The organism is Luteimonas sp. 8-5, from assembly GCF_029763755.1.
GTDB lineage: Bacteria > Pseudomonadota > Gammaproteobacteria > Xanthomonadales > Xanthomonadaceae > Cognatiluteimonas.
The window spans coordinates 1-25,863 of record NZ_JARUVM010000042.1; the positions used below are offsets into that span (position 1 = coordinate 1).

29 protein-coding genes are annotated in these 25,863 nt (G+C 68.4%); 16 read left to right on the top strand and 13 right to left on the bottom strand.

Annotated features, from left to right (window positions below; translation table 11 throughout):
* Window positions 1-561, top strand: a 561-nt coding sequence (locus tag QAA18_RS06270; protein ID WP_279411968.1) for a class I SAM-dependent methyltransferase, incomplete at its 5' end; no start/stop codon positions are given.
* 8 nt (window positions 562-569) lie between these two features.
* Window positions 570-1,283: a pseudouridine synthase gene (locus tag QAA18_RS06275; protein WP_279411969.1), complete on the top strand. Its 714-nt coding sequence runs from the start codon at window positions 570-572 to the stop codon at window positions 1,281-1,283.
* 102 nt (window positions 1,284-1,385) lie between these two features.
* On the opposite strand, the gene QAA18_RS06280 is transcribed toward QAA18_RS06275, so the two are convergent.
* The 3 genes from QAA18_RS06280 to QAA18_RS06290 form a co-directional block, all read right to left on the bottom strand.
* Window positions 1,386-1,931: a DUF1415 domain-containing protein gene (locus QAA18_RS06280; RefSeq protein ID WP_279411970.1), complete on the bottom strand. Its 546-nt coding sequence runs from the start codon at window positions 1,929-1,931 to the stop codon at window positions 1,386-1,388.
* Entirely contained in the window at window positions 1,924-2,406 is a 483-nt protein-coding gene (locus tag QAA18_RS06285; protein ID WP_279411971.1) for a YajQ family cyclic di-GMP-binding protein, read from the bottom strand. Before QAA18_RS06285 ends, QAA18_RS06280 begins: the two co-directional genes overlap by 8 nt.
* Window positions 2,407-2,473: 67 nt before the next feature.
* The gene (locus QAA18_RS06290) at window positions 2,474-4,174 is read right to left on the bottom strand and encodes an endonuclease (protein WP_279411972.1); all 1,701 of its coding nucleotides are present in this window, start codon (window positions 4,172-4,174) and stop codon (window positions 2,474-2,476) included.
* 103 nt (window positions 4,175-4,277) lie between these two features.
* On the opposite strand from QAA18_RS06290, the gene QAA18_RS06295 reads away from it, so the two are divergent.
* The gene (locus tag QAA18_RS06295; protein ID WP_279411997.1) at window positions 4,278-5,171 is read left to right on the top strand and encodes a DMT family transporter; all 894 of its coding nucleotides are present in this window, start codon (window positions 4,278-4,280) and stop codon (window positions 5,169-5,171) included.
* Here the strand turns inward: QAA18_RS06295 and QAA18_RS06300 are convergent.
* Window positions 5,168-5,908, bottom strand: a complete 741-nt coding sequence (locus tag QAA18_RS06300; protein ID WP_279411973.1) for a DNA-formamidopyrimidine glycosylase family protein — start codon at window positions 5,906-5,908, stop codon at window positions 5,168-5,170. The genes QAA18_RS06295 and QAA18_RS06300 overlap by 4 nt on opposite strands.
* Before the next feature lie 49 nt (window positions 5,909-5,957).
* On the bottom strand, window positions 5,958-6,626 hold the full coding sequence (locus QAA18_RS06305) for an OmpW family outer membrane protein (RefSeq protein ID WP_279411974.1): 669 nt from the start codon (window positions 6,624-6,626) through the stop codon (window positions 5,958-5,960).
* Between the two features lie 95 nt (window positions 6,627-6,721).
* Between QAA18_RS06305 and aceF the strand changes: the two genes are divergently transcribed.
* The 12 genes from aceF to QAA18_RS06365 all read left to right on the top strand — a co-directional run bounded on the left by aceF (window position 6,722) and on the right by QAA18_RS06365 (window position 18,790).
* Window positions 6,722-8,200: a dihydrolipoyllysine-residue acetyltransferase gene (aceF, locus tag QAA18_RS06310; RefSeq protein WP_279411998.1), complete on the top strand. Its 1,479-nt coding sequence runs from the start codon at window positions 6,722-6,724 to the stop codon at window positions 8,198-8,200.
* A 10-nt stretch (window positions 8,201-8,210) separates the two neighbouring features.
* Window positions 8,211-10,004, top strand: coding sequence for a dihydrolipoyl dehydrogenase (gene lpdA / locus QAA18_RS06315; RefSeq protein WP_279411975.1), 1,794 nt, complete (start codon window positions 8,211-8,213; stop codon window positions 10,002-10,004).
* A 304-nt stretch (window positions 10,005-10,308) separates the two neighbouring features.
* Window positions 10,309-10,698, top strand: a complete 390-nt coding sequence (locus QAA18_RS06320) for a hypothetical protein (RefSeq protein ID WP_279411976.1) — start codon at window positions 10,309-10,311, stop codon at window positions 10,696-10,698.
* A 17-nt stretch (window positions 10,699-10,715) separates the two neighbouring features.
* A complete protein-coding gene (atpB, locus tag QAA18_RS06325) occupies window positions 10,716-11,585 on the top strand; it encodes a F0F1 ATP synthase subunit A (protein ID WP_279412000.1) in 870 nt (289 codons plus the stop codon).
* 62 nt (window positions 11,586-11,647) lie between these two features.
* A complete protein-coding gene (gene atpE / locus QAA18_RS06330) occupies window positions 11,648-11,923 on the top strand; it encodes a F0F1 ATP synthase subunit C (RefSeq protein ID WP_279411977.1) in 276 nt (91 codons plus the stop codon).
* Between the two features lie 75 nt (window positions 11,924-11,998).
* Window positions 11,999-12,484: a F0F1 ATP synthase subunit B gene (locus tag QAA18_RS06335; RefSeq protein WP_279411978.1), complete on the top strand. Its 486-nt coding sequence runs from the start codon at window positions 11,999-12,001 to the stop codon at window positions 12,482-12,484.
* A gap of 15 nt (window positions 12,485-12,499) precedes the next feature.
* The gene (locus QAA18_RS06340; protein WP_279411979.1) at window positions 12,500-13,042 is read left to right on the top strand and encodes a F0F1 ATP synthase subunit delta; all 543 of its coding nucleotides are present in this window, start codon (window positions 12,500-12,502) and stop codon (window positions 13,040-13,042) included.
* 85 nt (window positions 13,043-13,127) lie between these two features.
* Window positions 13,128-14,693, top strand: coding sequence for a F0F1 ATP synthase subunit alpha (atpA, locus tag QAA18_RS06345; protein WP_279411980.1), 1,566 nt, complete (start codon window positions 13,128-13,130; stop codon window positions 14,691-14,693).
* A 13-nt stretch (window positions 14,694-14,706) separates the two neighbouring features.
* Window positions 14,707-15,570 carry a F0F1 ATP synthase subunit gamma gene (atpG, locus tag QAA18_RS06350; protein ID WP_279411981.1) on the top strand — a complete coding sequence of 288 codons (864 nt, stop codon included), beginning with the start codon at window positions 14,707-14,709 and terminating at the stop codon, window positions 15,568-15,570.
* 32 nt (window positions 15,571-15,602) lie between these two features.
* On the top strand, window positions 15,603-17,006 hold the full coding sequence (gene atpD / locus QAA18_RS06355; protein ID WP_279411982.1) for a F0F1 ATP synthase subunit beta: 1,404 nt from the start codon (window positions 15,603-15,605) through the stop codon (window positions 17,004-17,006).
* 145 nt (window positions 17,007-17,151) lie between these two features.
* Window positions 17,152-17,577, top strand: coding sequence for a F0F1 ATP synthase subunit epsilon (locus QAA18_RS06360; protein WP_279411983.1), 426 nt, complete (start codon window positions 17,152-17,154; stop codon window positions 17,575-17,577).
* A 97-nt stretch (window positions 17,578-17,674) separates the two neighbouring features.
* A complete protein-coding gene (locus QAA18_RS06365; protein ID WP_279411984.1) occupies window positions 17,675-18,790 on the top strand; it encodes a P1 family peptidase in 1,116 nt (371 codons plus the stop codon).
* Here QAA18_RS06365 and QAA18_RS06370 read toward each other — a convergent pair.
* The 8 genes from QAA18_RS06370 to QAA18_RS06405 are packed head-to-tail and all read right to left on the bottom strand — an operon-like array spanning window position 18,787 to window position 25,540.
* Window positions 18,787-19,977, bottom strand: a complete 1,191-nt coding sequence (locus tag QAA18_RS06370; RefSeq protein ID WP_279411986.1) for a SpoIIE family protein phosphatase — start codon at window positions 19,975-19,977, stop codon at window positions 18,787-18,789. The genes QAA18_RS06365 and QAA18_RS06370 overlap by 4 nt on opposite strands.
* Window positions 19,974-20,852, bottom strand: a complete 879-nt coding sequence (locus QAA18_RS06375; RefSeq protein ID WP_279411987.1) for a patatin-like phospholipase family protein — start codon at window positions 20,850-20,852, stop codon at window positions 19,974-19,976. Before QAA18_RS06375 ends, QAA18_RS06370 begins: the two co-directional genes overlap by 4 nt.
* The gene (locus QAA18_RS06380; protein ID WP_279411988.1) at window positions 20,845-21,708 is read right to left on the bottom strand and encodes a patatin-like phospholipase family protein; all 864 of its coding nucleotides are present in this window, start codon (window positions 21,706-21,708) and stop codon (window positions 20,845-20,847) included. Before QAA18_RS06380 ends, QAA18_RS06375 begins: the two co-directional genes overlap by 8 nt.
* Window positions 21,705-22,046 carry an STAS domain-containing protein gene (locus QAA18_RS06385; RefSeq protein ID WP_279411989.1) on the bottom strand — a complete coding sequence of 114 codons (342 nt, stop codon included), beginning with the start codon at window positions 22,044-22,046 and terminating at the stop codon, window positions 21,705-21,707. The genes QAA18_RS06380 and QAA18_RS06385 overlap by 4 nt, the downstream gene beginning before the upstream one ends.
* 9 nt (window positions 22,047-22,055) lie before the next feature.
* On the bottom strand, window positions 22,056-22,499 hold the full coding sequence (locus tag QAA18_RS06390) for an ATP-binding protein (protein WP_279411990.1): 444 nt from the start codon (window positions 22,497-22,499) through the stop codon (window positions 22,056-22,058).
* A complete protein-coding gene (locus tag QAA18_RS06395) occupies window positions 22,496-22,852 on the bottom strand; it encodes a response regulator (RefSeq protein WP_279411992.1) in 357 nt (118 codons plus the stop codon). Before QAA18_RS06395 ends, QAA18_RS06390 begins: the two co-directional genes overlap by 4 nt.
* Window positions 22,849-24,963, bottom strand: coding sequence for a response regulator (locus tag QAA18_RS06400; protein WP_279411993.1), 2,115 nt, complete (start codon window positions 24,961-24,963; stop codon window positions 22,849-22,851). The genes QAA18_RS06395 and QAA18_RS06400 overlap by 4 nt, the downstream gene beginning before the upstream one ends.
* 58 nt (window positions 24,964-25,021) lie before the next feature.
* A complete protein-coding gene (locus QAA18_RS06405) occupies window positions 25,022-25,540 on the bottom strand; it encodes an adenine phosphoribosyltransferase (protein ID WP_279411994.1) in 519 nt (172 codons plus the stop codon).
* 103 nt (window positions 25,541-25,643) lie between these two features.
* Here QAA18_RS06405 and QAA18_RS06410 point away from each other — a divergent pair.
* Window positions 25,644-25,863 (top strand): hypothetical protein (locus tag QAA18_RS06410; protein ID WP_279411995.1); only part of this gene is annotated, 220 nt, incomplete at its 3' end.

Sequence of the window (25,863 nt, forward strand, 5' to 3'; positions counted from 1 at the left end):
CCGCGGTTCGTCGCCGAGCCGCGCGTGCCCGGTGGCGGCTTCCGCAGCCGCCCCGGCGTGTTCGCCTGGAACCGCATCGATCCGGCCTCGCTGCTGCTGGCCGAACACCTGCCGGAAGACCTGCGCGGACACGTCGCCGACCTCGGTGCGGGCTGGGGCTATCTGGCCGGACAAGTGCTGGCGCGCTGCCCCGGCGTGACTGCGCTGGACCTGTACGAAGCCGATCCGCGCGCGCTGCAGCTAGCGCGCGAGAACCTCGCGGCGTGGGACGCGCGCGTCCCGGTCGAATTCTTCCTCCACGACGTCACCGGCGGCCTGCCGCGCCGCTACGACGCCATCGTCACCAATCCGCCGTTCCATGCGCAGGGCGCGGGCGAGCGCGTGGACATCGGCCGTGCCTTCATTGCCGCCGCGGCCGCGGCGCTGCATCCAGGTGGCCGCCTGTGGCTGGTCGCCAACCGCCACCTGCCGTACGAAAGCGTGCTCGACGCCAGCTTCGGCAACATGCGCACCGTGGTCCAGCGTGACGGCTTCAAGGTGGTGGAGGCGGTGGCGCGATGAGCCGGCCGGTGAAACTGGTGAAGCTGATCGCCAACCTCGGCTACGGCAGCCGCAAGGACGTGGCGCGCATGTTTAGGGAGGGCCGTATCACCGATGCCGACGGCGAGGTGCTCTACGCCGACGACGAGGTCGAGCACGCGCGGGTGCGTGTCGACGGCGAGCCGCTGGATCCGCCGGCGGGCATGGTGCTGCTGCTGAACAAGCCGGTCGGGTACACCTGCTCGACCCGCGACCCCGGCCGCATCGTCTACGACCTGCTGCCGCCTCGCTTCCGCCTGCGCTCGCCGCTGCTGTCCACCGTCGGCCGCCTGGACCGCGACACCAGCGGCGCGCTGCTGCTGACCGACGACGGGGCGCTGCTGCACCGGATCGTTTCGCCGAAGGCGAAGCTGGCCAAGGTGTACGAGGCGACGCTGGCCAGCGACCTGCGCGGCGACGAAGCGGCCGCCTTCGCCAGCGGCACGCTGATGCTGGAATCCGAGGACACGCCGCTGGCACCCGCCGGACTCGAGGTGCTGGGGCCGCGCCACGCGCGGCTGACGCTCACCGAAGGCCGCTACCACCAGGTCCGCCGCATGTTCGCCGCCGTAGGCAACCACGTCGAAACCCTCCACCGCCCCAGAATCGGCGGCCTCCCCCTGGCCGACCTCGCCCCCGGCCAGTGGCGCCTCCTGGATCACCGCGACCTGAAGGTTCTTTTTGACGCGGATCAACGCGGATAAAAAGGCCGATCAACGCGGATAGAGCAAAAGTGGAATGGTTCCTGGCCGATGGGGTTGCCGGGAACAAACCTTTTCCAGCTTGATCCGCGTTTATCCGATCTTCTATCCGCGTTGATCCGCGTCAAAAAGCGCTTCCCACCCGTCGCGGCCAAGGTCGGTGAGGGTCTGGATGTTGCGGTCGATGATGGCGTCGGGGTCGGGGTAGGCAGCGACGGCGCGTTCGACGCTGTCTTCGCGCAGCAGGTGCAGGGTCGGATAGGGCGAGCGGTTGGTGCAGTTGGCGATGTCGTCCGGCTCGCTGCCGGCGAACTGGTATTGCGGGTGGAAGCTCGCCACCTGCAGCACGCCTTCCAGGCCGAGCCCGGCGACGAGCGCGTCGGCCTGGTCGAGGAAATCGTTGTAGTCGAGGAAGTCGCCCAGCACGTCCGGGTGCACCAGCAGCGTGGTGTCGACCTGGACGGCGGGCGTGTCGCGCAACAGCAGCAACTCGCCGGCCAGCTGTTCCAGCAGAGCCTCGGGCGTCGTGGCCGCGCTGAGCACGTAGCGCACCTGGCCCTTGGCGTGCACTGCCTTGGCGAACGGGCACAGGTTCAGGCCGATCACCGCGCGCTCGAGCCAGCGCTGCGTTTCCGCGATGGGGTCAGTCACGGAAGTTGTCGAACTGCAGCGGGCGCTCGAACTCGGCCGCGCGCAGCACCGCCATCGCCGCCTGCAGGTCGTCGCGCTTCTTGCCGCTGACCCGCAGCTTGTCGCCGTTGATCTGGCTGTCGACCTTGAGCTTGGCATCCTTGATCGCGGCCTGGATCTTCTTCGCCAGCTCGCGCTCGATGCCCTGCTTCACCGCGATCTTCTGCCGCGCGCCGGCCAGGTTGGTCTCGATGTCGCCGAACTCCAGGCAGCGGGCGTCGATCTTCCGCGCGGTCAGGCGCGCGCGCAGGATGTCCGTCATCTGCTGCAACTGGAACTCGCTGGGCGCGGACATGGCGATGTTGTCGTCGTCGCGCACGAACTTCGCGTCGACGCCCTTGAAGTCGAAACGGGTGGCTAGCTCGCGGTTGGCCTGGTCGACGGCGTTGGTCAGTTCGTGGGTGTCGACTTCGGAAACGATATCGAAGGAGGGCATGTCGCTACCTGGCGGCTCCGGCCGCGTGTGTCCAGTCGGGGCCGCTCAGGTTAGCGCATGCGCGCGGTCAGGGGCACGCGCCCTGGTAGACGCAGGCCGCCCATTCGGGATGGTCGATGAAGGGATTGCGGTTGCCCTGCCAGGACTGGATCGCGTCGTTGCGCAGGCGTTCGGCCTCGTCCACGGGATCCTGCTGGTGCCATTGCAGCAGCACCGAGAGCAACCCCATGTAGGCGACCGAAGCATTGCCGCCGGTGCCGGTCACCAGCGCCGCGTTGTCGGTCAGGCGCAGGTCGGGTTCGGCGGTGCCGGTGGTGCCGTTGGTGCCGCCCTCGTAGCGCACGTCCATGTACAGCATGGCGCGCGCGACATTGCCCTTCACGCCTTGCCACGCCTGCCAGACGCTGCCGTCGCTCCAGTTGGAGTTGCCGGGGAAGCTGCCGCTGCCGCCGCCGCGGCCGTCGTTGGCCACGGTCGGATATTCGGTGCACCAGGCGTTGCAATTGCCGTAGGGCAGGTTGCCGCGCTCGGCGTTGTAGGCGATGTCCGACAGCATCAGCATGTGCAGGTCGGTGTAGGGGAAGTTGGTGGGGCCGTCGTCGGGGAAGCCGAGCGAGTTGGGCCAGGTGTGCTCGCGGTTGTAGTGGGAATTGCCGCCGCCTTCCTTCACGTAGGACGCGTTGCGGTAGATGTCGGTGATCGCGGACGGATCGTCCAGGTCCTCGTCGGCGAAATCCAGGACATCCCAACTGTCGGTGGTGCTGGCGGTGTACGGGATCTTCGTATGGTCGTCGATCAGTGCGTGCAACGACGCGCGCAGGGACGCGGCGGACGAGTCGTCGATGCCGTCGTAGTAGCCGTCGTCGCCGCCACCCCCGCCGCCGGTCGGCGCAGTGAAACTGGCGGCCAGGCTGGCGCCGCTGAAGCTGGTGTACGCGCGCAGCATCACGTACCAGGTACCGGGGCTGGGCGTGGCGAAGTCGCACTGTTCGTTGTTGCCGTACAGGTAGGGGCGGCAGTCCCAGGACGACGTCGTCGGAGCCTGGCCATGGCGCACGTACAGGTCGGCGTCGCCGCTGCCGCCGGAGGAGGCGATGTGCAGGTTGGTCGCGCCTGCCGGCACCTCGATGGTGAACTGCAGCGCCTGGCCGGTGCCCGCGGCAAGGCCGAGGATCGGCACGCCGTTCGACAGCACGGAATCGCCGCCGCCGCTCCCGCCGGCAGGGGTCTGCCCGGGGTTGCAGACGCCGAACGAATGCGCCGCCGACGGCTGCCAGCTGAAGTCGTCGTACTGGCTGCCGCTGCCGGCCAGTTGCAGCGAGGTGCCGCTGGCGGTGTTGCTGGTCTCGGACTGCGTGATCGCTGTGCTGGCCTGGCCCGAGGCCGGGCCGTCGCTGGCGCTGAAGCTGCCTTCGTAGGAAAGGAACTGGACCACCGCGCCGCCGGCGTTCACCAGGGCGATGCCGTCGGGGCCACCGTTCTGGATGCCGGCGACGTTCGCCACCGCCGTGCCGAAGCCGTTGCACTGGTCCGGCACCGTGCCCGACAGCGACACCGTCGCGTAGCGCGCGCCGTTGCTGCCGTTGTAGAGCGCGAGCGTCCAGCCGGACAGGCTGGTGCCCGCGGGAGCGAGCACCTCGACCCGTTCGCCGCTGTCGCTGCCGGCGTTGTCGTAATGGAGTTCGTTGATGAAGACGTCGGCGCTGGCGGCGAACGCCGGCAGGCACAACAGGCCGGCGAGGCCGGACAGGACGAAGGCACGACGCATGGCGATGCTCCCTGCATGGCGCGACGCGGGGCGTCGCGGGTCCGGCCACGATTGTGGCATTGGCGCTATGCCAATGGGGGCCCCGTCATGCATGCTGCAGGCGATGGAAACCGTTACATCGCCCGGTTCACCCCGCCGCCAGCTCCGGGCGGTGCTGATGATGCTCGGCTGCGTGGCCGTGTTCTCGGCCATGGACGTGGTCCTGAAGCTGCTGTCGACGCACTACCCGGCGATGCAGGTCGCCTCGCTGCGCGGTGCTTCGTCGCTGCCCTGGCTGCTGGCATGGGCGGCGGCCAGCACCGGGCTGCGCTCGCTGCTGCGGGTGCGCTGGTCGCTGCACCTGCTGCGTGGCGCGCTCGGCATCCTGATGATGGCCGCGTTCGTCTACGCGCTGCGCACCCTGCCGCTGGCCACGGCCTATTCGATCTTCTTCGTCGCCCCGCTGATGATCACCGCGCTGTCGGTGCCGTTCCTGCGCGAGCATGTCGGCCCGCGGCGCTGGACCGCCATCTTCGTCGGCTTCGCCGGCGTGCTGGTGGTGTTGCGCCCCGGTGGTGAAGGCGTGCTGACCCTGGCCGGGTTCGCCGTGGTCGCGGCGGCGTTGGGCTACGCGGTGTCGGCGATCACCGTGCGCGTGCTCGCGCGCACCGACACCACCCAGGCGATGGTGGTGTGGCTGATGGCGCTGATGGCATTGGGCGCCGGCGTGCTGGCCTGGCCTCAGTGGGTGCCGATCCGCGGCGAGCACGCCTGGCTCATCCTCGGCCTCGGGATCGCGGGCGCGCTGGGCCAGTACCTGATCACCGAGGCGTTCCGCCTGGGCGAGGCCTCGCTGCTGGCGCCGCTGGAATACACCGCGCTGCTGTGGGGACTGGCGTGGGACGTGACCCTGTGGGGCGTGCTGCCCGACGGCATCACCTGGCTGGGCGCGGCGATCATCATCGCCAGCGGCCTGTACCTGCTGCGCCGCGAGCGCCTGAAGAACGATAGCGCCTAGCGGTAGAGCTTCTGGCAGGTCTCGCAGAAGAAGGCGCGGCGCCTGGCGCGCCCAAGTTCCTTGCGGTACGACAACCGGGTGCCGTCCCGCGGGCACGTGGTCTTCGTGTGCACCTGGTAGTGCTTCTTCAGCACGTACGCCTTCTTCCACTCGAGGAAGTCGAAGCTGTATTCGCGCGCCTGCTTCACCAGTTCGCCGAGCTTGCGCGGCGGCAGCGCGCCGACCTCGCTCTCCGGGTGAACGCGGATCCGGAACAGGACTTCGTTCTTGATGATGTTGCCGACGCCGGCGAACAGGTCCTGGTCGAGCAGGGCGTCGGCGGCGATCAGGTGCGGGCGTTCGCGCAGGCGCTTGCGTGCCTGCTTCGGGTCCCAGGCATCGGCCATCACGTCCACGCTCCAGTCGTAGGTGTCGTCCAGGTCGCCCTCGATGAAGCGCACCGAGCAGGCATAGAGGTCGAGCTGGCCGCCGTCCTCGAAGCGCAGGCGCACGCGCGGGGCCACGTCGGGCTTGGGGTCGTCGATGCGGGAGCTGCCGAACAGCAGGAAATGGATGCGCAGGGCGAAGCCGTCGAATGCGAGCAGGAAGTGCTTTCCCCAGCTGCAGATGGCCAGGACCTGCAGCCCGTGCATGCGCTGCAGGTCCTGGCGGCTGTTGCCCGAGACCTCGACGATCCGCTGCCCCGCGAAGCGGGCGGCCTGTTCCTTCAGGATGACGATCGAGGGACCTTCGGGCATGCGCAGAGCGGAACACGGTTCCGCTCTACGCTGCGTGACGCGCCCGGCGTCAGAAGCGGGCGCCCACGCCGATGCCGATCACCACCGGATTGAGTTCGGCCTCGCCGGCCTCGGTGCCGTCCACGGCGATGTCGGAGCTGCCATGCAGGTAGCGCGCGTCGGCGCGGGCGAACACGTGTTCGGTGAAGTTGAGGTCCACGCCGATCGTGGCCATGGGGCCTTCCGGCGACTCGATGCCGATGTGGTTGTCGGCATACGGGCCCTGGTCGTCCTGGTCCTCGTCGCTGAAGTTGGACTGGTAGTAGCCCAGACCGACGTACGGGCGCACCGTGTCGTTTCCGTCGCGGAAGTGGTATTGCGCGCTCAGCGCGTACGGCTGCGAGGCGACCGTGGCGATCTTGCCGTCGGCGGCGGTGGTGACCCGGTGCTGGAACTGGTCGGCTGCGCCCCATGCCTCGATGGCGACGTTGTCGTTGATGTAGTAGCTCAGGCCCAGGGTCGGGGCCCCGGTGCCGTCGAACTCGGCCTCTGCGCCGTCGAGGGTGGCGTCGCCGGTGGGTTCCTGGTGGGCATAGCCGCCGACCACCGCGAAGTGCTTGGTAGAAGCCGGCTTGCCCGACGCGCCCTTGTCCTGGGCGAAGGCCGCCGGGGCAGCCATGACGCCGGCCACGGCAATGGCGAGAACGCTGGCAATCTGGGTTTTCCGGATGGGGTTCATGCAATGTCTCCTCGTTGCGAGCTTGTAGGCCCTGGGGAGTAGGGCGGCGCCATCCTGCCCACGGCGCCATGAACCCGGACGGCTGTGAAAACTGACTGGCGGAATTTCACCCGGGGAATTCACGGAGGCTCGACGCTGGGGCACAATGGAAGGCCCGATCGCACGAGGTGTCGACTGCCATGGCCGAGCTGAAGGAAGCGAGCGTCCCCGACATCGGCGGCTACGACGACGTCCCGGTGATCGAAGTGCTGGTTGCCGTGGGCGACACCGTGGCCAAGGACCAGGGCCTGGTCACGCTGGAATCGGACAAGGCGACGATGGAAGTGCCGGCGCCGTTCGCAGGCGTGATCCGGGAACTCAAGGTCAAGGTCGGCGACGCGGTGTCCGAGGGCAGCGTGGTGGCGATGATCGAGTCCGAAGGCGCGGAGTCGGATGCCGGGCCGGCGGATGTGGGAGCGGCGGAAGCCGCGAAGCCAGCGGCGGAAAAGCCGGCGCCCGCAAAGGCAGAGCCGGAAGTTCGTGCGGCCGAGACTGCGACTGCGGTTCCGCCGGCGCCCTCACCCCAGCCCTCTCCCACAAGCGGGAGAGGGGGCGGGTCGGAACCGCCGGTGCGGTTCGAGGCCGCCGCGGTGATGCCGGGTTCGGTGCCCTACGCCAGTCCGGCGGTGCGCCTGTTCGCGCGCGAGCTGGGCGTGGACCTGTCGCAGGTCGCCGGCAGCGGCCGAAACGGCCGGATCGGCAAGGAAGACGTGCAGCAGTTCGTCAAGGCTGCACTGCAGGGCGGCGGCGTGGCCGCGCGCAGTGCCGGCGGTGGCGGTGGCGGGCTCGACCTGTCGCCGTGGCCGAAGGTGGATTTCGCCAAGTTCGGTGAGGTCGAGGTCCGGGAACTCAGCCGCATCCAGAAGATCTCCGGCGCCAACCTGGCCCGCAACTGGGCGATGATCCCGCACGTCACCCAGCACGACGATGCAGACATCACCGCGCTCGAAGCGCTGCGCGTCGCGCTCAACGACGAGAACGCAAAAGCCATCTCCAAGGGTGGTGCGGCCAAGCTCACCATGCTGGCCTTCATCATCAAGGCCAGCGTCGCCGCGCTGCAGAAGTATCCGACCTTCAACGCCTCGCTCGACGCCGACGGTGCGCTGGTGCTGAAGAAGTATTTCCACATCGGTTTCGCCGCCGACACGCCCAACGGGCTGGTCGTGCCGGTGATCCGCGACTGCGACCGCAAGGGCGTAATGGAGATCGCGGCCGAATCCGCGGAGCTCGCGGCCAAGGCGCGCGAAGGCAAGCTCGGCCCGGCCGACATGCAGGGCGGCTGCTTCACCATCAGCTCGCTGGGCGGCATCGGCGGCACCAAGTTCACGCCGATCGTCAACGCGCCGGAAGTCGCCATCCTCGGCGTGTCGAAGTCGGCGATGCGGCCGGTCTGGAACGGCGAGGCGTTCGAGCCGCGCCTGCTCCTGCCGCTGTCGCTGAGCTACGACCACCGCGTGATCGACGGCGCCGCCGCCGCGCGCTTCACCGCCTACCTGGCGCAGCTGCTCGGCGACATGCGCCGGGCGATGCTGTAAGGGGCACGCCATGGCGAACAATATCGAAGTCAAGGTTCCCGACATCGGCGGCTACGATGACGTGCCGGTGATCGAAGTGCTGGCGTCCGTGGGCGACACCGTGGCCAAGGACCAGGGCCTGGTCACGCTGGAGTCGGACAAGGCGACGATGGAAGTGCCGTCGTCCGCAGCCGGCGTGGTGAAGGAAGTGAAGGTCAAGGTGGGCGATACGGTGTCGGAGGGTGCCGTGGTCGTTGTGCTGGAAGCTGAGGCGGCTGTGGGAGCGGCGGAAGCCGCGAAACCCGAAGCAGCTGCGCCCACAAGTGCGCCCTCACCCCGGCCCTCTCCCGCGAGCGGGAGAGGGGGCAGTGCCCCGGCAATCGCGGCTTCCGCCGCTCCTACGGGGCGCAAGGCGGACATCGAGTGCGCGATGGTGGTGCTGGGTGCGGGACCGGGGGGTTACAGCGCGGCGTTCCGTGCGGCGGACCTGGGCCTGGATACGGTGCTGGTGGAACGCTACGCCACGCTCGGCGGCGTCTGCCTCAACGTCGGGTGCATTCCGTCCAAGGCGCTGCTGCATGCAGCCGACGTGATCGACCAGGCCGCGCATGCCGGCGACTACGGCGTGGACTTCGGCAAGCCGAAGATCGACCTGGGCAAGCTGCGCGGCTACAAGGACAGCGTCGTCGCCCAGCTCACCAAGGGCCTGGCCGGCATGGCGAAGCAGCGCAAGGTGCGCGTCGTGCAGGGCAGCGGCGTGTTCGTGTCGCCGAACGAGATCGAGATCACCGCCGACGATGGCAGCACGAAGTTGCTGCGGTTCGAGCAGTGCATCATCGCCGCCGGTTCGCAGGCGGTGAAGCTGCCGATGTTCCCGTGGGACGATCCGCGCGTGATGGATTCCACCGACGCGCTGCAACTCGGTGAAGTCCCGAAGCAGCTGCTGGTCGTGGGCGGCGGCATCATCGGCCTGGAAATGGCGACGGTGTACCGCGCGCTGGGCAGCCAGGTGACCGTGGTCGAGTTCATGGACCAGCTGATGCCCGGCGCCGATGCCGACCTGGTGCGGCCGCTGGCCGCGCGCCTGAAGAAGCAGGGCGTCGCCGTGCACCTGAAGACCAAGGTCGTGGAGGCCAGGGCGCAGAAGAACGGCATCGCCTGCGGTTTCGAAGGCGACAGCATCCCGGAAACGAAGGTCTACGATCGCGTGCTGGTTGCCGTGGGCCGCGCGCCCAACGGCGGCAAGCTCGACGCCGGCAAGGCGGGCGTGCAGGTCTCCGATCGCGGCTTTATCGCGGTCGACGCGCAGATGCGCACCAACGTGCCGCACATCTTCGCCATCGGCGACCTGGTCGGGCAGCCGATGCTGGCGCACAAGGCCACCCATGAAGGCCACGTGGCCGCCGAAGTCGCGGCCGGGCACAAGCGCGAGTGGGTGGCGCGGGTGATCCCGTCGGTGGCCTACACCGATCCGGAGATCGCCTGGGTTGGCGTCACCGAGACCGAAGCGAAGGCCAAGGGCATCGCAGTCGAGGCGGCGAAGTTCCCGTGGGCCGCGTCCGGCCGCGCCATCGGCCTGGGCCGCACCGAAGGCTTCACCAAGCTGTTGTTCGACCCGGAGACCCACCGGGTGGTGGGCGGCGGCATCGTCGGTGTCCATGCCGGGGAGCTGATCGCCGAGATCGCCCTGGCCATCGAGATGGGCGCCGAGGCGTCGGACATCGGCCACACCATCCACCCGCACCCGACCCTGTCGGAGTCGGTGGGCATGGCCGCCGAGGCGTTCGAAGGCACCATCACCGACCTCTACATCCCGCGGAAATAGCCGCTGGAGGCAGGAACGGAAGAGCCCCGGCCTGGTGGCCGGGGCTCCTTGGGCCCGGGGACTCGACGAGGAAGCCACAGGCCTGTCCACATAGACCCCGGCCGGGGCGCAAAGTTTCCCCAGGCCCGTTCCATGCCCGTTCCCATGCCCGTTCGAACCGGGGCCGCCCTCCATTCACTTCGGATTGCCCGGAGTGGCGTTTGCCGGTTGCCGCTGAAAATGCCCTCCTGCTATAATTTTGCGGCTTAGCGGGGCCGTTTTTATTGGCCTCCATGCCAATCTCCACCGACTGATCGAGTAGCACGTGCACGATCCCATCGCCACGGGTCGCCGCGCTGCACTGCGCGCGGTAGCCGTCCAGGCCATCGTCGCGCTGTTGGTCGCGGTGGGGATTCTGTTGTCGGCGGGCCTGGAACCGGGCCTGGCGGCGGCAGCAGGCGGCATCGCCATGCTGGCCGGCAATGCGCTGGCGGCGGTGGTGGCGCTGGGCGGCGGGATCCAGCCGGCAAGCGCGGCGTTCGCGCGGCTGATGCTGGGAACGCTGGGCAAGTGGGTGGTTGTGGTGGCGGTACTTGCGGTCGCGCTGGGGGTCTTCGGATTGCCCGCGCTGCCGATACTGGTCGGGCTGGCGGCGGGAATGCTGGCCTACCTCCTGGCTTTGCATGGCACGAAAAGCACGAGGCTGCAGCGTTGAATCCGAGCACTGAATCCATCGCCGCGACCGAACCGGCCACCGGTGGGTCCACCGAATACATCAACCACCACCTGCACCACCTGCAGGTGAGCGTGGGCGACGGCGCGTTCATGACCTTGAACGTGGACACGCTGTTCTTCACCTTCGTGCTCGGCCTGCTGTTCGTCGTCTCCTTCATCCTCTGCGCGCGCCGCGCCACCGCCGGCGTGCCGGGCAAGTTCCAGGCCTTCGTCGAGATCATCGTCGGCTTCGTCGACGGGCTCGTGCGCGAGACGTTCCACGGCCGCAGCAAGCTGATCGCGCCGCTGTCGCTGACCATCTTCGTGCTCGTGTTCCTGATGAACTTCATGGACATGGTCCCGGTCGACCTGCTGCCGTGGGCCTGGGCCCAGGGCTACGAGCTGGCCGGCCACGATCCGGCGCACGCCTACCTGCGCGCCGTGCCCACCGCCGACCTCAACACCACCTTCGGCATGTCGATCGGCGTGTTCCTGTTGATCCAGGTGTTCGGCATCTCGCACAAGGGCCTGGGCGGGTTCACCAAGGAAATCTTCACCGCGCCGTTCCACGCCGAATCGACGCCCATGAAGATCCTGCTGGCGCCGGCCAACCTGCTGCTGCGCGTGATCGAGGAAGGCGTGCGTCCGCTCAGCCTGTCGCTGCGACTGTTCGGCAACATGTATGCCGGCGAGCTGATCTTCATCCTGATCGCGCTGATGACGCTGGGCGCGTCGCTGGCGGACGTGTCGACCTACGTGATGGGCGTGGCGCAGTTCGTGTCCGGCTTCGCCTGGACCGCGTTCCACGTGCTGATCATCACCCTGCAGGCCTTCATCTTCATGATGCTGACGATCGTCTACCTCAGCATGGCGGCAGAGAGCCACTGATTTTCGAGTTCCCTTTTCCCTTCCACCCGTAGCAACGCAATCGGATCCAACCGGAGTACACCATGGAAAACGCAGCCCTCATCGCTGAAGTGTTGAAGTTCACCGTCATCGCGGCCGGCCTGCTGATCGGCCTCGGCGCCCTCGGCACCGCGATCGGTTTCGCCATCCTCGGCGGCAAGTTCCTCGAGGGCGCGGCGCGCCAGCCGGAGCTGACCCCGATGCTGCAGACCAAGATGTTCATCGTCGCCGGCCTGCTCGACGCCGTGCCGATGATCGGCGTCGCCATCGCGCTGCTGCTGCTGTTCGCCAACCCGCTGCTGGCCTCGCTGGGCGCCTGATCGGCCCCCGCGCGAACCACGACCGGTAACGGCATCGGCCGGCGGCATCCGCCGCCGGCACCAGGAGCAAGAGCAATGCTACCCAACCTCACTCTCGTCATTCAGGGCATCGCGTTCTTCGCGGTCGCCTGGCTGGTGATGAAATTCGGCTGGCCGCACATCCTCGGCGCGATCGAGGAACGCCAGCAGAAGATCGCCGAGGGCCTGGCGGCTGCCGACCGCAGCCAGAAGGACCTCGCCCAGGCCCAGGACAAGGCCAACGAGGCCCTGCGCGAAGCCCGTGCCAAGGCCAACGAGGTCATCGAACAGGCCCACCAGCGCGCCAACCAGATCGTCGAGGCAGCCAAGAACGATGCCATCGCCGAAGCGGGCCGGCAGAAGGCCCTGGCCGAGGCGGAGATCGCCGCCGCCGCCAACCGCGCGCGCGAGGACCTGCGCAAGCAGGTGTCGCTGCTCGCCGTGAGCGGTGCCGAGAAGCTGCTGCGTCGCGAGATCGACGCCGGCGCGCACAAGGCGCTGCTCGACGAGCTGGCATCCCAGCTCTCGGACAAGGCGGCCTGACGTGGGAGTGTCCAAGTGACCCAGGCCCTGACCCTCGCCCGTCCCTACGCGCGCGCTGCCTTCGGCATCGCCCGCGAGGAAGCTGCGGCTTCTACCGGGAGTTTCCCGGCGTGGTCGCAGGCCCTGGGCTTCGCCGCCCGGGTCGCAGCCGACCCGCGCGTGGCCGGGCTGATCGGCGATCCGCGCCTGTCCGACGACGACGCGGCCGCGCTGCTGTCGGCGCCGGACGCCGGCGACTCGTTCAAGCGTTTCCTCGCCCTGCTGGCCGACAACGGCCGCCTCGCGCTGCTGCCGGAAATCGCCGGCCTGTACGAGGAGCTGCGCAACGAGGCCGAGCGCGTGGTCAAGGCCACCGTCACCTCGGCCACGGCGCTGCCCGCGGCCGAGCTCGAGGCGATCAAGGCCGCGCTGCGCACGCGCTTCGGCCGCGAGGTCGAGGTCGACACCGCGATCGACGAGAGCCTGATCGGCGGCGCCGTGATCGACGCCGGCGACGTCGTCATCGACGGTTCCCTGAAAGGCAAGCTCCAGCGCCTGCAATCCGCGTTGTCGCAGTGACGAGTCCCGAGTCCCGAGTCCCGAGTCCCGAACCGATTTGAACCGTGCAGCCGCAGATAGCGACTCACGCCACAGGAAGAACGCAATGGCAACCACCACGCTCAACCCGTCCGAAATCAGCGAACTGATCAAGACCCGCATCGAGAAGGTCGGCCTCGCGGCCGAGGCGCGCAACGAAGGCACCGTCACCAGCGTGTCGGACGGCATCGTGCGCATCTTCGGCATCGCCGACGTGATGCAGGGCGAAATGATCGAGCTGCCGGCCACCGAAGACGGCCACGCCACCTACGCGCTCGCCCTCAACCTGGAGCGCGACTCGGTCGGCGCCGTGGTCCTGGGCGACTACGAGCACCTGCGCGAAGGCGACGTCGCCAAGACCACCGGCCGCATCCTCGAAGTGCCGACCGGCCCGGAAATGCTCGGCCGCGTTGTCAACGCGCTCGGTGCGCCGATCGACGGCAAGGGCCCGATCGACGCCAAGGTGTCGGCGCCGGTGGAGACCATCGCCCCGGGCGTGATCTGGCGCCAGTCGGTGTCGCAGCCGGTGCAGACCGGCTACAAGGCGATCGACTCGATGATCCCGATCGGCCGCGGCCAGCGCGAGCTGATCATCGGCGACCGCCAGACCGGCAAGACCGCCGTCGCCATCGACGCGATCATCAACCAGAAGCACAGCGGCGTTAAGTGCATCTACGTCGCCATCGGCCAGAAGAATTCGACCATCGCCAACATCGTGCGCAAGCTCGAGGAACACGGCGCGATGGCCTACACCACGGTGGTCGCCGCCTCGGCGTCCGAGTCGGCCGCGATGCAGTACATCGCCGCCTACTCCGGCTGCACCATGGGCGAGTACTTCCGCGACCGCGGCGAAGACGCGCTGATCATCTACGACGACCTGTCCAAGCAGGCCGTGGCCTACCGCCAGATCTCGCTGCTGCTGCGCCGCCCGCCGGGCCGCGAAGCCTACCCGGGCGACGTGTTCTACCTGCACAGCCGCCTGCTGGAGCGCGCCGCGCGCGTGTCGGCCGAGTGGGTCGAGAAGTTCACCAACGGCGCCGTCAAGGGCAAGACCGGCTCGCTGACCGCGCTGCCGATCATCGAGACCCAGGCCGGCGACGTCTCGGCGTTCGTGCCGACCAACGTGATCTCGATCACCGACGGCCAGATCTTCCTCGAGACCGACCTGTTCAACGCCGGCATCCGCCCGGCCGTGAACGCCGGCATCTCGGTGTCGCGCGTGGGTGGCGCGGCGCAGACCAAGATCATGAAGAAGCTGTCGGGCGGCATCCGCATCGCGCTCGCCCAGTACCGCGAGCTGGCTGCGTTCGCGCAGTTCGCCTCGGACCTGGACGACGCCACCCGCAAGCAGCTCGAGCGCGGCCAGCGCGTCACCGAGCTGATGAAGCAGAAGCAGTACGCGCCGATGTCCGTGGCCGAGCAGTCGCTGTCGATCTACGCGGTCGACAAGGGCTACATGGACGACGTCGCGATCGCCAAGATCGGCGCCTTCGAGCAGGGCCTGCACGCCCACTTCGCCAACACGCTGTCCTCGGTGATGGAGAAGATCGACGCCACCGGCGACTGGAACGACGAGTTGGAAGCGGCGTTCAGGAAGGGCATCGAAGAGTTCAAGACCACCGGCACCTGGTAAGGGAAGAACGACGATGGCAGGCGGCAGGGAAATCAAGACGAAGATCAAGAGCGTGCAGAACACCCGCAAGGTGACGCGCGCGCTGGAGATGGTCTCGGCTTCGAAGATCCGCAAGGCGCAGGACCGGATGAAGGCCTCGCGCCCGTACGCCCGTGCGATGAAGCAGGTGATCGGCCACATCGCCCAGGCCAACTCCGAGTACCAGCACCCGTACCTGGTGCAGCGTGCCGAGGTGAAGCGGGTCGGCTACATCATCGTGTCGTCCGACCGCGGCCTGGCCGGCGGCCTGAACAACAACATGTTCCGCAAGCTGCTCGGCGAGATCCGCAAGTGGCACGAGCAGGGCGTCGAGGTCGACGTGGTCACCATCGGCCAGAAGGCCTCGGTGTTCTTCCGCCGGATCAAGGTCAACATGCTGGCCTCGGTCACGCACCTTGGCGACCAGCCGCGGCTGGAACAGCTGGTGGGCGTGGTCAAGGTGATGCTGGATTCGTACAGCGCGGGCAACACCGACAAGGTGTTCCTGAGCTACAACGACTTCATCAACACCATGACCCAGCGCGCGACCTTCGACCAGCTGCTGCCGCTGGCGGCGTCGGAGGAGACGGTCTCGCACCACGACTGGGACTACCTGTACGAACCCGATGCGCAGGCGGTGCTCGAGCACGTGCTCACCCGCTACATCGAGTCGCTGGTGTACCAGGCGGTGCTGGAGAACGTGGCTTCCGAGCACGCGGCGCGCATGGTCGCGATGAAGGCGGCCAGCGACAACGCCAACAAGCTGATCGACACCCTGAACCTGGTCTACAACAAGGCCCGCCAGGCTGCGATCACCCAGGAAATCTCCGAGATCGTCGGCGGCGCCGCGGCGGTTTGAACAACCTTTAAAGATTCATCGAGGAAAGAGTCATGGCAAACCAGGGCAAGATCGTCCAGATCATCGGCGCCGTCGTCGACGTCGAGTTCCCGCGCGAGAGCGTGCCGCGCGTGTACGACGCGCTGAAGGTGCAGGGCACCGACATCACGCTCGAAGTCCAGCAGCAGCTGGGCGACGGCATCGTGCGCTCGATCGCCCTCGGCTCGACCGACGGCCTCAAGCGCAACCTGATCGCCGACAACACCGGCCGCGCCATCTCGGTGCCGGTCGGCGCCGGCACCCTGGGCCGCATCATGGACGTGCTCGGCACGCCCATCGACGAGGCCGGCCCGGTGCAGGCTTCCGACACGTGGGAAATCCACCGCGCGGCGCCGTCCTACGAGGACCAGGCCGCGGCCAACGAGCTGCTCGAGACCGGCATCAAGGTCATCGACCTGATGTGCCCGTTCGCCAAGGGCGGCAAGGTCGGCCTGTTCGGCGGCGCCGGCGTCGGCAAGACCGTCAACATGATGGAACTGATCAACAACATCGCCAAGGCGCACAGCGGCCTGTCCGTGTTCGCCGGCGTGGGCGAGCGTACCCGCGAGGGCAACGACTTCTACCACGAGATGAAGGACTCCAACGTCCTCGACAAGGTGGCGATGGTGTACGGCCAGATGAACGAGCCGCCGGGCAACCGCCTGCGCGTCGCGCTGACCGGCCTGACCATGGCCGAGTACTTCCGCGACGAGAAGGACGCGTCGGGCAAGGGCAAGGACGTGCTCCTGTTCATCGACAACATCTACCGCTACACCCTGGCCGGTACCGAGGTGTCCGCGCTGCTCGGCCGCATGCCGTCGGCGGTGGGCTACCAGCCGACCCTGGCCGAGGAAATGGGCGTGCTGCAGGAGCGCATCACCTCGACCAAGACCGGCTCGATCACCTCGATCCAGGCCGTGTACGTGCCCGCGGACGACCTGACCGACCCGTCGCCGGCGACCACCTTCGCCCACCTCGACGCCACCGTCGTGCTGTCGCGAAACATCGCCTCGCTGGGCATCTACCCGGCGGTCGACCCGCTGGACTCGACCTCGCGCCAGCTCGACCCGAACGTGATCGGCAACGAGCACTACGAGACCGCGCGCAAGGTCCAGTCGACCCTGCAGAAGTACAAGGAGCTCAAGGACATCATCGCGATCCTGGGCATGGACGAGCTGTCGGAAGACGACAAGCTGGCCGTGTCGCGCGCGCGCAAGATCGAGCGCTTCTTCTCGCAGCCCTTCCACGTGGCCGAAGTGTTCACCGGTTCGCCGGGCAAGTACGTGCCGCTGAAGGAAACCATCCGCGGCTTCAAGATGATCGTCGACGGCGAGTGCGACCACCTGCCGGAGCAGGCCTTCTACATGGTCGGCGGCATCGACGAGGCGATCGAGAAGGCGAAGAAGATCACGGGTTGAGAGCGAAGAGCGGGAATGAAGGGAAAAGGGAATGAGGGGAGTGGTGGTAGCGTCGAACGCTGAACCCAAAACCCCTGAATCCCGCTATTCCCCTCATTCCCTTCATTCCCCTTATTCCCGTCGAACGAGCGAAGCGAGAGAGACAATGGCCACTACCATCCGCTGCGACATCGTCAGTGCCGAAGCCGAGATCTACCGCGGCGAAGCCACCATGATCGTGGCCACCGGCGAAATGGGCGAGCTCGGCATCGCGCCGCGCCACGCGCCGCTGATCACCCGGCTCAAGCCCGGCAAGGTCGTGGTGACGACCGCCGAGGGCGAGCAGCTCGACTTCGCCATCTCCGGCGGCATCCTCGAGGTGCAGCCGCAGGTGGTCACGGTGCTGGCCGACACCGCGGTCCGCGCCGAGGACATCGACGAGGCGTCGGTGCGTGCGGCCAAGGAAGAGGCCGAGCGCATCCTGGCCCACCGCGGCGAGGCGATGGAAGTCGCCGAGGCACAGCAGCGCCTGGCCGAGGTCAGCGCGCAGCTGCAGGCGCTGGAGCGGCTGCGGAAGAACCTCAAGCACTGACGAAAGCGGTGAAGGGTAAAGAGTGAAAGAGTCAAGGAAGGCGGCTTCGGCCGCCTTCTTCGTTATACGCTTGGCTGGAATTCGGCCGGAGGTGCGTATGCGGATTGCGATGGTGGTGGCGGTGGCGGGCGTGTTGATGGTCGCTGCGGGCGCGCCGGATGCGGCGGAACGGCCGCGGGCGCGGGACGTGGGCATCGAGATCGGGACCCTGCCGACGGGGCCGCTCAATGCGATCGTGGACGTGCCAGGCGTGCGCGTGGGCCATGCCACGGTGATCGAGGGTGATTCGGTGCGCACAGGCGTCACCGCGATCCTGCCGCACGGCGGCGACCTCTATGCCCGGCGCGTGCCGGCCGCGATCCACGTGGCCAACGGCTACGGCAAGCTGCTGGGCATCAGCCAGGTGCAGGAGCTGGGCGAGCTGGAGACGCCGATCCTGCTCACCGGCACCCTGGGCGTGTGGAAGGCCGCCGACGCGCTGGTCGAATGGCAGCTGGCGCTGCCGGGCATGGAGAACGTGCGCTCGCTCAATGCCGTCGTGGGCGAGACCAACGACGGCTTCCTCAACGACATCCGCTCGCGGCCGCTGCGTCCGGAGCACGTGCGAGCCGCGCTGGCGTCGGCGTCGACCACGAACGTGCAGGAAGGCGCGATCGGTGCCGGCACCGGCACGGTCGCGTTCGGCTGGAAGGGCGGTATCGGTACCAGCTCGCGCAAGGTCGCGGCCGGGGGCGCCACCTACACCGTGGGGGTGCTGGTGCAGAGCAATTACGGCGGCAGCCTGGTGATCGACGGCGTCGAGGTCGGGCCACAGCTGCCGGATCCGGCGACTGTCGCCGTTGGCGAAGCGACCGCGGGCGACGAAGTCCCTGTGTCCGACGGCGATGGCAGCATCATGATGGTCGTGGCCACCGACGCGCCGCTCGATGCGCGCCTGCTGGAACGCCTGGCCAGGCGCGCGATCACCGGCCTTGCGCGCACCGGCACCTCGATGTCGAACGGTTCGGGCGACTATGTGATCGCATTCTCCACCGTCACCGACGATACCGTCGCGCGGGTGGACAACGACGACATGTCGGGCCTCTTCGTTGCGGTCGCCGACGCCACCGAGGAAGCCATCGTCAACTCGCTGTTCAAGGCCGAGGGCATGCGCGGTCATCGCGGTGCCGTACCGGCGTTGCCGCTGGACCTGGTGCTTCCGCTGCTGCGCTAGGCCGGCGCTGCGGCGCGCGCGATCGCCATCAGGGTGAGGTCGTCGAACGGGTCGGTGCCGGCGGCGTGCGCGTGTACCGCATCGCGCAACGCCGCCACGGCAGTGCTGGCACCCTGGGTTGGGTTGGCCATGACCAGCAACGCCTCCTCGCCGAGGCACGCACCCCCTGAGTTGCGTGCATCGGTGGCACCATCCGTGAACAGCAGCAGCATCTGTCCGGCGTCGATCGCCGCGTGCGCCACCGTGAATTCCATGCCCGGCAACATCCCCACGGCCGGTCCCGTCGGCGCGAGCCGGGCGCGAACGCCGCCGGCATCGGCCAGGGCAGGCGCCTCGTGGCCGCCGTTGACGTAGGCCAGCGCGCCGCTGCGCGGGTCGAGCAGGCCGACGAACATGGTCGCGAACATGTTGGCGTCGCCGTGGGTGCGGGCGATGTAGTCGTTGACCGAGGCGACGAGCGCACCGAGGCGCGCCGCGCCGCCTTCGCCCGCGTCGAGCATGCGCTCCGCCAGCGCCCGCAGCAGGCTGCGGAACAGGGCCATGAACAGCGCCGCACCCACGCCCTTGTCGCAGACATCGGCGATCGCGAACACGATGCGGCCGTCGCCCAGCTCGAACGCATCGTAGAAGTCGCCGCCGACCTGGCGTGCCGGCTCGAAGCAGGCGGCGATTTCCCAGCCGTCGGGTTGCGGCAGCTGCGCGGGCAGGAAGCCGGCCTGGATCTCGCGGGCGATGTCGATCTCGCGCTCGAGCATGCGCGCATGCATCTGCTCGCGATCGTGCAGGCGCTTGCGGGCCAGGCTGGCGCCGACGCGGGCGCGCAGGATGTGCGGGTTGAACGGCTTGGGCAGGTGGTCGTCGGCGCCCATCTCGATGCCCTTGACCACGCTGTCGGCATCGTCGAGCGCCGAGATCAGGATCACCGGCAGGTGCTGGAACGCCGGGTCGCCGCGCAGGTGCTCGAGCAGCTCGTAGCCGTTCATCTCCGGCATCATGATGTCCAGCAGCACCAGGTCGAATGCACTGGCCTGCAGCATCGAGAGCGCCTCGCGGCCATGGATCGCGGTTTCCACCTCGTGGCCCTGGCGCAGCAGGCGCCGTGCGAGCATGTCGCGGTTCATCTCGTTGTCGTCGACGACGAGGATGCGCGCGCCGTCGCCGCCGGCCAGGGCGAGTTCGGCGTTCATGCCGCGCTCCTGGTGCCGGCCGCGAGCAGGCGGCGCACGTAAGGCAGCTCGGCTTCCATCGCCTCTTCGCCGCGCTTGATGATGTGCGGGATGAGGTGGGTGTCGCCCAGCCGCACCGGCCCGTCGAAGGCCGGCATCATCGGCACGATCTCGGCGTGGTGCACCGCGCTGTAGAACGCGTAGGTCGAGCGCAGCATGTGGTTGATGGCGGTCGAGATGCATTGCCCGGCCACGCCGAGCATGGAATTGAGCTGCTCCGCCGGCGGGGTCTCGAAGCCCATCGCCAGGATGATATCGGCGCCCTCGCGGATGGCGATGCTCACCGGCAGCGGGTCGGACATGCCGCCGTCCACGAGCAGCCGGCCGTCCAGCGGCCACGGGCGCAGCAGCATCGGGATGGCGATGCTGGCGCGCACGGCGTCGCCGATGCGGCCGGAGCGGATCTCCACCGCTTCGCCGGTATGCAGGTCTGTGGCGGCCAGGTGCAGCGGCACCTTGTTCTGCGCGAACGTCGCGTCGCCGTACAGGTCGCGCATGACCTTGCCCACGGCCCTGTCGTCGACCAGGCCCAGACGCTCGTTGAAGCCCAGCCTGCGCGGCAGCAGGCTGCGCAGCAGCGAGCGGTAATGCAGGCGGTTGAACAGCCCTTCCCACATGCGGTGGGTATGGCGCTCTGCCTCCAGCGCGTCCATGCCCATCGCCATGGCGGCGGTGTAGATGCTGCCGCCGCTGCAGCCCACGACCAGGTCGAACGGAATGTTCTCGCGCTGCAGCACCTTCCACATGCCGACCGCGGCGGCGCACTTCATCCCGCCCGATCCGACCACGACGGCCAGCCTGGGACGACGCTCCACGGTGGCGGCCTGTTCAGGCACCCGTGCCCTCCAGCAGGCGGTGCAGGTAGTCGAGCTGCGCCTCGGTGGCCAGTTCGCCCTGGCGGATCACGTGCGGGAAGCGGTCGGTGTCGAACAGGCGGATCGGCCCGTCGAACTCCGGCAGCACCGGGATGATCTCGGCGTGGTGGGCGAGGTTGTGGAACGAGTAGTTCGCGCGCAGCAGGTTGTTGGTGTAGATGCTGTTGACCTGGAACGCATAGCGCGTGGCCGAGCGGATCCGGCGCGGGTAGGCGCTCTCGAAGCCCATCGCCAGGATGATGTCCGCCCCTTCGCGGATCGCCACGTCCACCGGCAGCGGGTCCGACAGGCAGCCGTCGAGCAGCCAGCGGTCGCCGATCTTCCACGGCTTCCATACGTAGGGGATGGCGATGCTGGCGCGCACCGCATCGCGCACGCTGCCGGAATTGACCACCACCTTCTCGCCATTGGCCAAGTCGGTGGCGACGATGTGCAGCGGGATATGCGCCTGCTCGAACGTGCGCCCGCCGAACGGCGGTTCCAGCGCTTCCAGCAGCGGGCCGTCATGGACCATGCCCAGGTGGCCGTCGAACCCGAACAGGCCGGGCATCAGCGCGCCGAGCATGGAGCGCCAGTCGCGGCGCAGCGTCACCTTCGGCGTCCACAGCTCGCGTGTGAGGCGTTCGCAGGTTTCAGGGTCGTAGCCCAGGGCCATCACCGAGGCGTAGATGCTGCCGCCGCTGCAGCCCACGACCATGTCGATGTCGATGTTCTCGCGCCGCAGGACCTTCCACAGCCCCAGCGCAGCGGCGCACTGCACCGCCCCCGAGCCGATGACGACGGCGACTCGCTTGCGCTGGCCGGCCGCCGCGTTCACAGCGCACCGAAGCTTTCGACCGCCTCGTCCACGGCGCCGAAGATCTTGAGGATGGTGGCGAAGCCGCTGAGCTCCAGCACCTTGCGCACGTTCGGATTGATGTCGGCCAGGCGCATGTCGCCGCCGCGGCGGCGCGCTTCCTTCACCGTCGCCAGCAGTGCGCGCAGGCCCGCGCTGCTGGTGTACTCGACCGCGCTGAGGTCCACGACCAGCCGGGTATTGCCCTTGTCGACGTGGGCCTGCAGCGTCGAGAGCAGGGTTTCCGCGGTGAGCCCGTCGACGCTGCCGGCGATGCCGACCACTTCGACGTGTCCATGCGACTGTATCCGGATGTCCATCGTTCGCTCCTAAACCTCCGGCGCGGGCGCCGGCAGTTGCTTCACAAGGGTGTAGGTGTTGCCGCGCGGCGGCGCGGGCTTGTGCTCGACCTCGTCCATGAGCTGGTGCACCAGGTGCCAGCCCAGCCCGCCGGGATCGCGCTCCTCCAGCGGCGACTCGAGGTCGGGCGCGGGCGCGTCGACCGGATCGAAGGCGGGCGCTTCGTCGCTCAGGCGCACGCGCACGCAGCGCGGACCGCCGTCGACTTCGACCAGCACCGGCCCCTTGCCGCCGTAGCCGTGCTCGATGATGTTGGTGAACACTTCCTCGACCGCCAGGCGCACGGCGAAGCGCACTTCGCCGTCGGCACCGAAAGCGTCGCAGGCGGTGTCGACGAAGGCCGCGAGCGAGGGCAGGTCGGCCATGGCCACCGCACGGAAGCTGCGCACGCCGACCGCGGGCGAGGGCTTCATGCCAGCGCCTCGATCTTCGCCACCAGGCGCTGGATGTCGACCGGCTTGGTGTCGAAGTCATCGCAACCGGCGGCGATCGCCTTGTCGCGGTCCTCGGCCATGGCATGCGCGGTGAGGGCGATGATCGGGATCGCGCTGGTGCGCGGATCGGCCTTGATCCGGCGCGTGGCCTCCCAACCGTCGATGACCGGCAGGCCCATGTCCATCAGGATCAGGCGCGGCGACTCGCCCAGCGCCATTTCCACCGCGGCCTGGCCGTCGCCGGCGAACACCAGTTCGTAGCCGCGCCGCAGCAGCCGCCGCGAAAGCATGTCGCGATTCATCTCGTTGTCTTCGACCAGCAGGATCTTCATGCGATGTCCAGCGCGCGGCGTACTTCGCTCTCCAGTTGCGCCTGCGTGTAGCGGCCCTTCTCGATCACGTTGCGGACGTGGCCGGACAGGCGTTCCTGTTCGGCGCGGGTGAGTTCCTTGGCGGTGAGCACGACCACCGGCAGCGAGCCGTCGCCCTGCTCGCGCAGCGCATCGAGGAATGCGAAACCGTCCATGCCCGGCATCATCAGGTCGAGCAGCACCAGCGCCGGGCGCGATGCGCGCACCCGTTCCAGGCCTTCCTTGCCGTTGCCGGCCTCGGCCACCGACCAGCCCTGCCGTTCCAGCGTGCGGCGCAGCATGCTGCGCGTGGTCGCGTCGTCCTCGACCACGAGGATAGTGCGCTCGCCGGAGCGCTGCATGTGCTTGTCCAGCGCCCGCACCAGCTGCTCGCGGTCCACCGGCTTGACCAGGAAGTCCGATGCGCCCAGCGCCACGCCCATCGCCTGGTTCTCGGTCACCGAGACCATGATCACCGGGATGTCGGCCAGCTCCGGGTCCGACTTGAGCTGCGACAGCACCGCCCAGCCGTCGACGCTGGGCATCAGCACGTCGAGCATGATCAGGTCGGGGCGCAGCTCGCGCGCAAGCTGCACGCCGCTTTCCCCGTCCAGCGCAGCGCGGCACGGCACGCCTTCGCGCGCCAGCATGCGGGTGAACATTTCGCAGGCGACCGGCTCGTCGTCGATCACCAGCACCAGGTCGCGCGGCTGCTCGGTGGCCTGGTCCGCGGAGGGAGCGACCTGTGCGACGACGGCGGCACCCTCGCCATCCTCACCGGATTCGACCGCTTCCACTTCGGCGGGCAGGCGCAGGGTGAACGTGGTGCCCACGCCCGACTCGCTGCGCAGCGTTATGGACCCGCCGAGCATCTCCGCGAAGTTGCGGGTGATCGCCAGGCCCAGGCCGGTGCCGCCGTACTTGCGCGTGGTCGAGGCGTCGGCCTGCGAGAACGGCTGGAACACCCGCGCCTGCTGTTCCTCGCTCATGCCGATGCCGGTGTCCTCGACGGCGAACACCATCCAGTTGCCGCCATCGGTGTGTTCGCGCCGCGCCAGCAGGCGGATCTCGCCCTGCTCGGTGAACTTGCTCGCGTTGCTGAGCAGGTTGAACAGCATCTGCCGGACCTTGGTCACGTCCGAGCGCATGTGACCCAGGTCCTCGGCGTCGACGAGCAGGGTGTTGCCCTTCTTGTCGGTCAGCGGCTTGACCGTGCCGACCACGCCCTCGACCAGCGCGGCGACGTCGAAGTCCTCGACGTAGACCTCCATCTTGCCGGCCTCGATCTTGGACAGGTCGAGCACTTCGTTGATCAGTCCCAGCAGGTGCTTGCCGGCGGTGTGGATCTTCTTCAGGTCCGGCACCATGGCTTCGTCGCCGGCGTCCTGCGCTTCCTCCACCAGCAGTTCGCTGTATCCGATGATGGCGTTGAGCGGCGTGCGCAGCTCGTGGCTCATGTTGGCCAGGAACAGGCTCTTGGATTCGTTGGCCGCTTCGGCCTCGGCCTTGGCCTGCGCTAGGTGCATGCTGGCCTGGCCGAGCTCCAGGTTGCGCTGCTCCATCAGCTTGCGGCCGTGGACCGTGCGTCGGCTCTGCACGTACAGCTGGTAGCTGAACACCGAGCCGTAGATGAAGATGCCTACGATGCTCGCGCCGGTGGGAATGGGCGGCGCCACCAGGTTCACCTGGAAGCCGGTGACCAGGCCACCGGCGACCAGGCCGATGGCGACGCCGACCAGGCCGCGCCATGCCAGCGGCAACCCACCGATGGCCAGGTTGCCCAGGTGCACGCCGGACAGCAGCATCACGCTCGGCCACAGGCTGAAGTGCATGGACGCGGAGATCGCGCCGATCAGCACCGAGTCGGCCAGCAGGTTGAACTGCTCGAAGCGTTTCGGGTCGCGGCTGCGGCGTGCCAGCTGGTAGGCCACGTGCGGCCACAGGAAGCCATAGCACAGCAGCCATGCCACCAGGGTCGGGCTGGCACGGCCGGTGTGGTTGAACGTGGCGTACACGATCGCCGCCGAGATCGGGTAGCAGAGGACCCGGACCAGGAAATCGAGGCGGACGATGGGATGCGCGCGGGCGGACATGCCCCCAGTCTGGACAGCCCGTCCGACCGCTCCTACACCATGAATATGTATTGACCGCTCAGAAGGTGGCGGCGGCTTCCAGTGCCAGCCCCGGATCGAAGCGGCTGCGCCCGTCCAGGAACGCCAGTTCCAGCAGCACCGAAGCGCCCACGACCGTTGCTCCCTGGCTGCGCGCCAGGGCAAGCGCGGCGGCGAGGGTGCCACCGGTGGCCAGCACGTCGTCCACCAGCAGCACGCGCGCACCCGGAGCGGTAGCGTCGGCATGGATTTCCAGGCGGTCGCTGCCGTATTCCAGCGCGTACTCCTGTGCCAGCGTGCGCGCCGGCAGTTTGCCCCGCTTGCGCAGTGGCACGAAGCCCACGCCCAGGGCGCGGGCCATCGCCGCGCCGAGGATGAAGCCGCGCGCCTCGATCGCGAACACCGCGTCGAACACCACGCCGCGCCAAGGCGCGGCCATCGCCTCGACCGCGGCGTTGAAGCCTTCCGCGTCGGCCAGCACCGGGGTGATGTCCTTGAACACGATCCCGGGCTTCGGGAAGTCGGGGACGTCGCGGATCAGGTCGCGCCAGTCGGTCATCGCAAGCTCCGGGCTCGGGTCGCGACGATGCTAAGCGAATCGATCACGGCCGGTCGACCGGCTCCGGTGCAGGCTGCGGCCAACTTCCGCAACGGAGACGACCATGTCCAGGGAGCACCCCGAAACCGCCGGCGCCGCCCAGGAACTCGACGAGGCCCTGGCCGACACGTTCCCGGCCAGCGATCCGCCGTCCATGACCTCGCCGTCGGCCGCCACGCCGTCGGCCGGTGTCATCGTCGAGAGCTCCACCGCGCCGCTGCGCCTGTACCGGGTGGTCGCTGCCGACGAGGCCGCGCAGCCGTTCCATCCCAGCGACGCGGGCG